This is a genomic window from Sphingomonas sp. (assembly GCF_042096255.1).
Lineage (GTDB): Bacteria > Pseudomonadota > Alphaproteobacteria > Sphingomonadales > Sphingomonadaceae > Sphingomonas.
On the sequence record NZ_JBELLZ010000038.1, the window covers coordinates 21,922 to 29,382 of the forward strand.

At 67.2% G+C, this 7,461-nt stretch carries 11 protein-coding genes; 4 read left to right on the forward strand and 7 right to left on the reverse strand.

Annotation, left to right across the window (positions count from 1 at the left end; translation table 11 throughout):
* Positions 1-97 precede the first annotated feature (97 nt).
* The gene (locus ACFDTH_RS09065; protein WP_375287209.1) at positions 98-271 is read left to right on the forward strand and encodes a hypothetical protein; all 174 of its coding nucleotides are present in this window, start codon (positions 98-100) and stop codon (positions 269-271) included.
* Between the two features lie 86 nt (positions 272-357).
* Positions 358-1,512 carry an acyl-CoA dehydrogenase family protein gene (locus ACFDTH_RS09070; protein WP_375287210.1) on the forward strand — a complete coding sequence of 385 codons (1,155 nt, stop codon included), beginning with the start codon at positions 358-360 and terminating at the stop codon, positions 1,510-1,512.
* Positions 1,513-1,643: 131 nt separating this feature from the next.
* Here the strand turns inward: ACFDTH_RS09070 and ACFDTH_RS09075 are convergent, their stop codons facing one another.
* On the reverse strand, positions 1,644-2,123 hold the full coding sequence (locus tag ACFDTH_RS09075; RefSeq protein ID WP_375287211.1) for a MarR family winged helix-turn-helix transcriptional regulator: 480 nt from the start codon (positions 2,121-2,123) through the stop codon (positions 1,644-1,646).
* Between the two features lie 68 nt (positions 2,124-2,191).
* On the opposite strand from ACFDTH_RS09075, the gene ACFDTH_RS09080 reads away from it, so the two are divergent.
* A complete protein-coding gene (locus tag ACFDTH_RS09080; protein ID WP_375287212.1) occupies positions 2,192-3,580 on the forward strand; it encodes a serine hydrolase domain-containing protein in 1,389 nt (462 codons plus the stop codon).
* Between the two features lie 53 nt (positions 3,581-3,633).
* Here ACFDTH_RS09080 and yihA read toward each other — a convergent pair whose 3' ends face one another.
* From yihA to ACFDTH_RS09110, 6 genes are all read right to left on the reverse strand, one after another.
* On the reverse strand, positions 3,634-4,263 hold the full coding sequence (gene yihA / locus ACFDTH_RS09085) for a ribosome biogenesis GTP-binding protein YihA/YsxC (RefSeq protein ID WP_375287213.1): 630 nt from the start codon (positions 4,261-4,263) through the stop codon (positions 3,634-3,636).
* Positions 4,260-5,960, reverse strand: a complete 1,701-nt coding sequence (gene yidC, locus ACFDTH_RS09090; RefSeq protein WP_375287214.1) for a membrane protein insertase YidC — start codon at positions 5,958-5,960, stop codon at positions 4,260-4,262. The genes yihA and yidC overlap by 4 nt, the downstream gene beginning before the upstream one ends.
* 15 nt (positions 5,961-5,975) lie before the next feature.
* On the reverse strand, positions 5,976-6,185 hold the full coding sequence (yidD, locus tag ACFDTH_RS09095; RefSeq protein ID WP_375287215.1) for a membrane protein insertion efficiency factor YidD: 210 nt from the start codon (positions 6,183-6,185) through the stop codon (positions 5,976-5,978).
* Positions 6,185-6,469: a ribonuclease P protein component gene (gene rnpA, locus ACFDTH_RS09100; RefSeq protein WP_375287216.1), complete on the reverse strand. Its 285-nt coding sequence runs from the start codon at positions 6,467-6,469 to the stop codon at positions 6,185-6,187. The genes yidD and rnpA overlap by 1 nt, the downstream gene beginning before the upstream one ends.
* Before the next feature lie 56 nt (positions 6,470-6,525).
* Entirely contained in the window at positions 6,526-6,660 is a 135-nt protein-coding gene (gene rpmH / locus ACFDTH_RS09105) for a 50S ribosomal protein L34 (RefSeq protein WP_076743215.1), read from the reverse strand.
* Between the two features lie 99 nt (positions 6,661-6,759).
* The gene (locus ACFDTH_RS09110) at positions 6,760-7,062 is read right to left on the reverse strand and encodes a hypothetical protein (RefSeq protein WP_375287217.1); all 303 of its coding nucleotides are present in this window, start codon (positions 7,060-7,062) and stop codon (positions 6,760-6,762) included.
* A gap of 95 nt (positions 7,063-7,157) precedes the next feature.
* Between ACFDTH_RS09110 and ACFDTH_RS09115 the strand changes: the two genes are divergently transcribed.
* Positions 7,158-7,461, forward strand: a 304-nt coding sequence (locus ACFDTH_RS09115) for a magnesium chelatase domain-containing protein (protein WP_375287218.1), incomplete at its 3' end; no start/stop codon positions are given.

Here is a 7,461-nt window from a genome sequence, read left to right on the forward strand (position 1 = left end):
CCGGCGAGCGCCACCAGGGCACGGGCTGACGCGAATCAGTGACAAAAACTTACCGGCTGCTAGGGCGCCGTTCGACAAGGCGGGCTATCTGGGTACCATGGACGACACGGAATATTTCTACCGCCGCGCGGAGGCGGAGCTGGAGATGGCGCAGAAGACCGAGGTGCCCCAGGCGGTGAAGGCGCATTACACACTGGCAAGCGCGTACCTCGACCGGGTCTATGGCGAGGGTAAGCCGGCCCTGCCGCTGCCGCCGGAACCGGAGGCCTGACCCTGCGCCGCGCGCCATAACAAAAGTTACTTGACCCTTGCGATAGCCCCCGCGACAAGCGCCATAACGTTTGTTCGGAGGGGTTTATGTCGCTCGACCAGGTCGCGGGCCGGTTCGCCTACAATGAGGATCACGAGGCGTTCCGCCAGACCGTCCGCCAGTTCCTGGCGAAGGAAGGCGTGCCCCATGCCGAGCAATGGGAGCGCGACCGGTTGGTGCCCAAGAGCTTCTGGCAGCAGGCGGGCGAGATCGGCATGCTCTGCCCCACCGTGCCCGAGGCCTATGGCGGGCTGGGGCTGGACTTCGGCTATAACGCCATCGTCGACGAGGAGATGGCCTATGCGGGCGTCCCCGCCGGCTTCTCGCTCCAGTCGGACATCGTCGCCGGCTATGTCGAGCATTACGGCAGCGAGGAGCAGAAGAAGGAGTGGCTGCCCAAGATGGTCTCGGGCGAGGTGATCACCGCCATCGCCATGACCGAGCCGGGCACGGGCAGCGACCTCCAGTCGATCCGCACCACCGCGAAGAAGGACGGCAACCATTACGTCCTCAACGGCTCCAAGACCTACATCACCAACGGCCAGAACACCGATCTGACTTTGGTGGTGGCCAAGACCGACCCCGATGCGCAGCCGGCCTATAAGGGCATGTCGATCATCCTGGTCGAGAGCGACCGGGAGGGGTTCAGCAAGGGGCGCAAGCTCGACAAGATCGGCCAGGACGCCGCCGATACGTCCGAGCTGTTCTTCGAGGACGTGCGCGTGCCGATCACCAACTGCCTGGGCGAGGAGGGGATGGGCTTCATCTACCTGATGAGCCAGCTGCCGCAGGAGCGGCTGTCGATCGCCGTCTCCACCATGGCCAATGCGCAGAAGGCGTTCGACGACACGGTGGCGTTCGTGAAGGACCGCAAGGCCTTCAAGGGCACCGTGTTCGACTTCCAGAACACCAAGTTCGTGCTGGCGGACCTCAAGTCGAAGCTCCAGGTCGGCTGGGCGCACCTCGACTGGGCGATCGCCCGCCACCTCAAAGGCGAACTGACCAACGAGGAAGGGGCGGCCGCGAAGCTGTGGCACACCGAGCTGGAATGGGAGGTGATGGACAAGTGCCTCCAGCTCCACGGCGGCGCTGGCTACATGAACGAATATCCGATCGCCCGGCAATGGCGCGGCGCCCGCGTCAGCCGCATCTACGGCGGCACGAACGAGATCATGAAGGAAGTGATCAGCCGGAAGCTGTGAGGGGCGGGCGCGCGCTTGCTCTTCCCGAGCGTCTTGAGGCGAGGGCAGGGCCGTCCTGCTCGCGTTCGCCGTCCGTCACCCCTGCGGCTGCCGGAGTCGACACCGCCTTCGGGAAAGTGCCGATCCGCGCGTCACCGTTCCTTCGCGTCACGGACGCGATCCAGGAGGGAACGACGTTTCAACGCCTGGTCGAGTCGGTCCAGCGCGATCGTCACCTCTCCCGCTTCCTTGTCGAGCGCATCTGCCGCAATGTCGAAGGCACGCCACAGGCCTTCCGTCCGGGCAACCAGTTCGTGCCCCTTCTGTGACAGCTGCACGGTGCGGCGGCGGCCATCGCTGCTGTCCGGCACAACTTGGGCAAGGCCCGCCGCCTCCAGCGACCGTCGCGTCTCGCTGACCGATGGGTGACTGATGCCTAGTGCATCGGCGAGCGCGCCAACGGTCATCGGGCCGTTCCGTGCCAGCTGGTTGAGCACGCCAAACCAGCGCTGCTCGAATGCAATGCCTTCCGCGGCATAAGCCCGCGCCGCATCGGCATCGATCGCCGCGCTCAGTCGCCGCAACCGCGCGCCCAGCGCCACCCCTCCCAATCGAGCGACGTAATCCTGCATTCTCCGTTTCCTTGACAATTGCGTAGGCGCCTACATAAAATGCACCTTGCGGTTTCGGGAGGGTAACGGTGACCTGCACGCGACGCCATGTTCTGGCCAGCACGGCGGTGCTGGCACTTTCCTCCCGGATTCTGCCCGCGCATGCCGCAGGCTCCACTCCGCGCGATTGGCTGGTTCGTTGGCTGGCCGCCTTTAACGCCGGCGATGCGGCGGTCTACCCCGCCTTCGTGCGGCAGAACATCCGGCCGCTTGTCCCCTATCTGGACGAAGACCTCGGTATGCGAGAGGGGTCGGGCGGCTTCATTCTCCTGCGAACGGAAGAGACTGGGCCACGCGAGATCACCGCTTGGCTCCGCGACCGGAACTGGGATCGCTTCTCCAAGGTCGTGCTGACGATCGGTGCAGATGGGATCGACGATCTGTCGTTCGCCGGCGCGCCTGATCCGCACGGCTTCGCGATCCCGCGCTTGAGCGAGCGGGACGCGCTGGCGGCGCTAAGGCGCACGCTGCGGGCCGAGGCGACTGCCGGCCGCCTGTCGGGCGCGGTCCTCGTCGCGAAGCGCGGCAAGGTTCTCCTGCGCGAGGCTTATGGTGCTCAGGACGCGACGGGCGCGCGACCGGTGACGGCGGCGACCCGCTTCTGCATTGGCTCGGCGGGCAAGATGTTCACAGCGGTGGGCGTTCTCCAGCTGGTGCAGCAGGGCAGGCTGCGTCTGACCGACACGATCGCGATGCGATTGCCGGACTATCCCGACACCTCCCTCGCGAGGGAGGTGTCGGTGCGACATCTGCTGACTCACAGTGGCGGTACTGGCGATTTCTTCGGCCCGGACTACGAAACCCATGCGGCTGAGCTCCTCACGCCGTCCGATTTCATCTTACGCTTCGGCAGGCGCGACACGCTGTTTCCGCCTGGCTCGCGCTGGGGCTACAGCAACTTCGGCTTTATACTGCTAGGCGCATTGATCGAACGGGCGTCCGGTCAGCGCTGGGACGCCTACCTCAAGCGCAACGTGTTTGATGTCGCGGGCATGACAGAGACCTCTCCGGTTGCCACCGCCGCCGATACTGCGCGTCCCTTGACGGGGTCGGCTGAAACGGGCTTGAAGTCGCTGCCATATTACCCTGGCCTTCCGGCTGGAGGCGGCTACTCGACGGTGGACGACCTGCATCGGTTCGCCATCGCGTTGAGGAGCGGCGCCCTGCTAGATGCCGAGCCACTGCGATGGCTCACCACCGCCTCGATACCTGCCGGGAGCGCGTCGTGGAGTTTCGGTCTGCGGATCGCGACACGGAACGGCGCACCTTATTATGGCCATGGCGGCAGTGCTCCCGGCGTGAACGCCGACATCGCCTTCTATCCTGCCGGCTACACGGTTATCGCGCTCGCCAATCGCGGCCATCCCCACGCCCTGAACATCGGGGCCTATGCCGGAAACCGATTACCGCTCCGGTAGATCGACGTCATACGTCCCACAGCGATCGCGCGACGACCTGACCTTCCGCCCACCTACCCGATCGCCTCCACCACCGCCGCGCGCAGTTCGGGGATGCCCATACCGCCCTCGCTGGAGGTCGCCAGCACCTCGGGGTGCGCGGCGGGCCGCTTGCGCGCCTCGGCGGCGGTCGCCTCCGCCACCACGGCGAGGTCGGTGGCCTTCACCTTGTCGGCCTTGGTCAGTACCAGGCGATAGCTCACCGCCGCGCCGTCGAGCATCTCCAGGATCTCGCGGTCGACCTCCTTGATGCCGTGGCGGCTGTCGATCAGCACCAGCGCGCGCTTGAGCACCTGGCGGCCGCGCAGGAAATCGTTGACCAGGAAGCGCCACTTCCGGACCATGTCCTTGGGCGCCTTGGCGAAGCCGTAGCCGGGCATGTCGACCAGCCGGAAGCGCAGCGGCTGGCCCACGTCGAAGAAGTTGAGCTCCTGCGTCCGCCCCGGCGTCACCGAGGTACGCGCGAGCGTCTTGCGGCCGGTGAGCGCGTTGAGCAGCGACGACTTGCCGACGTTGGAGCGGCCCGCGAACGCCACTTCGGGCACGCTCGGGTCGGGCAGGAACTGGAGCGCGGGGGCGGACTTCAGGAACTCCACCGGCCCGGCGAACAGCTTGCGCGCCGCCTCGATGTCCTCGTCCGTCATTTGGCTGGCGCCATCAGCTCCGGATGCCGGGCATAGAGCAGCTTCTGCTGGAGGATGGTCAGCACGTTGGAGGTGATCCAGTACACCTGGAGGCCGACCGCGAACGGCGCCATCACGAACATCAGCACCCAGGGCAGGATCGCGAACACCTGCTTCTGCGCGTCGTCCATCGGCTGCGGGTTCAGCTTGAACTGGAAGTACATGCTGATGCCGAGCAGGATCGGGATGATGCCGATCGCGATGAAGCTCGGCGGGGTGAACGGCAGCAGGCCGAACAGGTTGACCGGGGTCAGCGGATCGGGCGCGGACAGGTCCTTGATCCAGGCGACGAACGGCTGGTGCCGCATCTCGATGGTCAGCATCAGCACCTTGTACAGCGCGTAGAAGACCGGGATCTGGAGCAGGGTGGGCAGGCAGCCGGCGAGGGGGTTGATCTTCTCCGCCTTGTAAAGCGCCATGATCTCCTGCTGCTGGCGGACCTTGTCTTCCTTGAACCGCTCCTGGATCGCCTTCATCTTCGGCTGCACCGCGCGCATCCGGGCCATGGAGGCGAACTGGCGCTGCGCGATCGGGAACATCAGGCCGCGCACGGTGACCGTCAGCACGATGATCGCCACGCCGAAGTTGCCGATCATCCGGAACAGCCAGTCGAGATAATAGAAGATCGGCTTCTCGAAGAACCAGAACCAGCCCCAGTCGATCGCGAAGCTGAACCGCGGCACCAGCCCTTCCGCCTCGTAGCGGTCGAGCAGGTCGACCTCCTTGGCGCCGGCGAAGAAGCGCGCGGTCTGGGTCAGGGTGCGGCCGGGGGCGAGGGTGGTGGCGCTGGCGGCGCGATAATCGGCCTGGTGGCGGCCGTCGCCCGGGCCGCGCAGCTCCAACTGCTGCTCGGCGCCTGCGGGGGGCACCAGAGCGGTCAGCCAGTAATGGTCCGTGAAGCCCAGCCAGCCACCCTTGGCGCGATAGCTGTAGGGCGCCTCGTCGACGTCATCGAGATCGGTATCGAAATGGACGCCGCCGTCGTCCTTGTAGATCGGGCCGATGTGGATGGTCCACGAATCCTTGTCGGCCGAGGCGCCGCGGCGGCTGAGCAGGCCATAGGGCTGCACCGCGATCGGCGCCGCGCCGGCGTTCTGCACCGACTGGCGGATCGTGAACAGATAGCCGTCGTCGACCGAGATGGTCAGCTGGAAGCGCTGCGTGCCCTTGGTGGTGCTCAGCGTGATCGGTGTCGCCGGGGTCAGCCGGGGGCCGCTCGCCTGCCATACCGCATTCGCATCGGGCCCGGTCACGCCCGTGCCGCTCCAGCCGAAGCCGGCGAAATAGGCGTCGGCGGTGCCCGAGGGCGACAGCAGCCGGATCGGCGCGGCGTTCCTGGCGATCGTCTGGCGGTGGCGGATCAGGACGAGATCGTCGATCCGCGCGCCCTTGAGGTTGATGCTGCCGCGCAGCCGCGGCGTCTCGATGGCGACGCGCGGCGTCTCGCGCAGCACGATCGCGCGGTCGCGGATCGCCTGGGGGCTGTCCGCGGCGGGATCGGCGCCGGGATTGGGCACTACCTTGGTCTTGCCGCCCTCGATCTTGGTCGCGGGCGGGTTGGCGGTGGGGAAGAACGTGCTCTGGACATAGGGCCAGCCGAACAGGATCAGCGCGGCGATCACCGCGAACAGCACGAAGTTCTTGTTGTCCTGGCTCACCTGTGCCCCATTTCTTTACGGAACCGGGTCATAGCCATGCCCGCCCCAGGGATGGCACCGCGCGATCCGCCGCGCTGCGAGCCAGCCCCCCTTTGCCGCGCCATAGCGGCGAAGCGCCTCGATTGCATAGGCCGAACAGCAGGGCTGGTAGCGGCAGGTTGGCGGCAGCACCAGCGAAGGGCCCAGCTGCCACGCCCGCGCGACCAGGATCAGCAGCCAGGCCATCACCGCTTCGGCTCCTGAGCGCGCTGGACCTTGCGCAGCGCCTTCGACAGTTCCGTCCGGAGCGCCGCGAAGTCGCGTTCGATGCCGCCCTCGCGGCCGATCAGCACATGGTCCGCGCCCGGCTGGCCCTCGGCGGGCAGCAGCTCGCGCGCCAAGGCGCGCAGCCGGCGCTTCATCCGGTTGCGCACCACGGCATTGCCGATCTTCTTGGTGACGGTGAAGCCCACGCGCATCGCCGGGTCACCATCGTCGCGCGGGCGCATCAGTAGGACGAATCCCGGCATCGGCGCCCGTCGTCCACCATTCGCCGCGAGGAAATCGCGGCGCTTCGTCAGGGTGGTTAGGCCGACAGCTTCTTGCGGCCGCGCGCCCGGCGTGCCCGGATCACCGACCGGCCGCCCACCGTCGCCATCCGCGCACGGAAGCCGTGACGGCGCGCCCGCACGAGGTTGCTCGGCTGAAAGGTCCGCTTCATCGCTCATTCCCGAATCTGAAACACGAAAGGCCGCCCCCTCCCCGTAGAAGGGCCGGACGGCCTGGAAGGCGGTGCGCATAAGCGGAAGGGCCGGCAAAGTCAAACCTGAGTCGCCCGTTCGCGTGCGCGCCGTCGCGTCATCTGTTCGCGCGCATGGCGACGCAGCGCGCTCCGCCGCCGCATAGCCCGATCCACCAGCCCGCCGGTCCGTGGCCAGCGCCGCTTGAGCCGCGCCCATTGCACCCGGGCGCGGTGCGAGTTGCGCAGCACCAGGATCAGCCCGCCCGCGAACAGCGCGATCCCTCCCGGTCCCGGCAGCGGCGAGGCGAGCGGCGCCGCGACGATCAGCATGCCCCCCAGCGTCAGCTGCGTGTAGCGCAGGGCAGGGTGACGACCGCTCATCACCGCCATGTGGCGCCGGTGTATTGTTCCTGCAAGACGCTCGCCGACGTTTGCTTAACCGGAAAACTGGCTATGACAGGCGTTGGGGGGAAATCATGGTCTCGATCGTCTCGACGGTGGCGTATCTCGGGCTGGAGGCGCGCGCGGTGGAGGTGCAGTGCCAGCTGATCCCCGGCGTGCCCGCCTTCAACATGGTCGGCCTCGCCGACAAGGCGGTGGCGGAAAGCCGCGAGCGGGTACGCGGCGCGGTCACCGCCATGGGGCTGGCGCTGCCGCCCAAGCGCATCACCGTCAACATGAAGCCCGCGGACCTGCCCAAGGAAGGCTCGCACTTCGACCTGCCCGTGGCACTGGCGCTGCTCGGCGCGATGGGCGTGGTCGATGCCGAGGCGCTGGCCG

Excerpts from the sequence above, each read along its gene's own strand:
- rpmH (WP_076743215.1), bottom strand. The coding sequence starts at position 6,660 with ATGAAGCGGACCTTTCAGCCGAGCAACCTCGTGCGGGCGCGCCGTCAC.
- ACFDTH_RS09110 (WP_375287217.1), bottom strand. The coding sequence starts at position 7,062 with ATGAGCGGTCGTCACCCTGCCCTGCGCTACACGCAGCTGACGCTGGGG.
- ACFDTH_RS09070 (WP_375287210.1), top strand. The coding sequence starts at position 358 with ATGTCGCTCGACCAGGTCGCGGGCCGGTTCGCCTACAATGAGGATCAC.
- yihA (WP_375287213.1), bottom strand. The coding sequence starts at position 4,263 with ATGACGGACGAGGACATCGAGGCGGCGCGCAAGCTGTTCGCCGGGCCG.
- ACFDTH_RS09075 (WP_375287211.1), bottom strand. The coding sequence starts at position 2,123 with ATGCAGGATTACGTCGCTCGATTGGGAGGGGTGGCGCTGGGCGCGCGG.
- yidD (WP_375287215.1), bottom strand. The coding sequence starts at position 6,185 with ATGGCCTGGCTGCTGATCCTGGTCGCGCGGGCGTGGCAGCTGGGCCCT.
- rnpA (WP_375287216.1), bottom strand. The coding sequence starts at position 6,469 with ATGCCGGGATTCGTCCTACTGATGCGCCCGCGCGACGATGGTGACCCG.
- ACFDTH_RS09065 (WP_375287209.1), top strand. The coding sequence starts at position 98 with ATGGACGACACGGAATATTTCTACCGCCGCGCGGAGGCGGAGCTGGAG.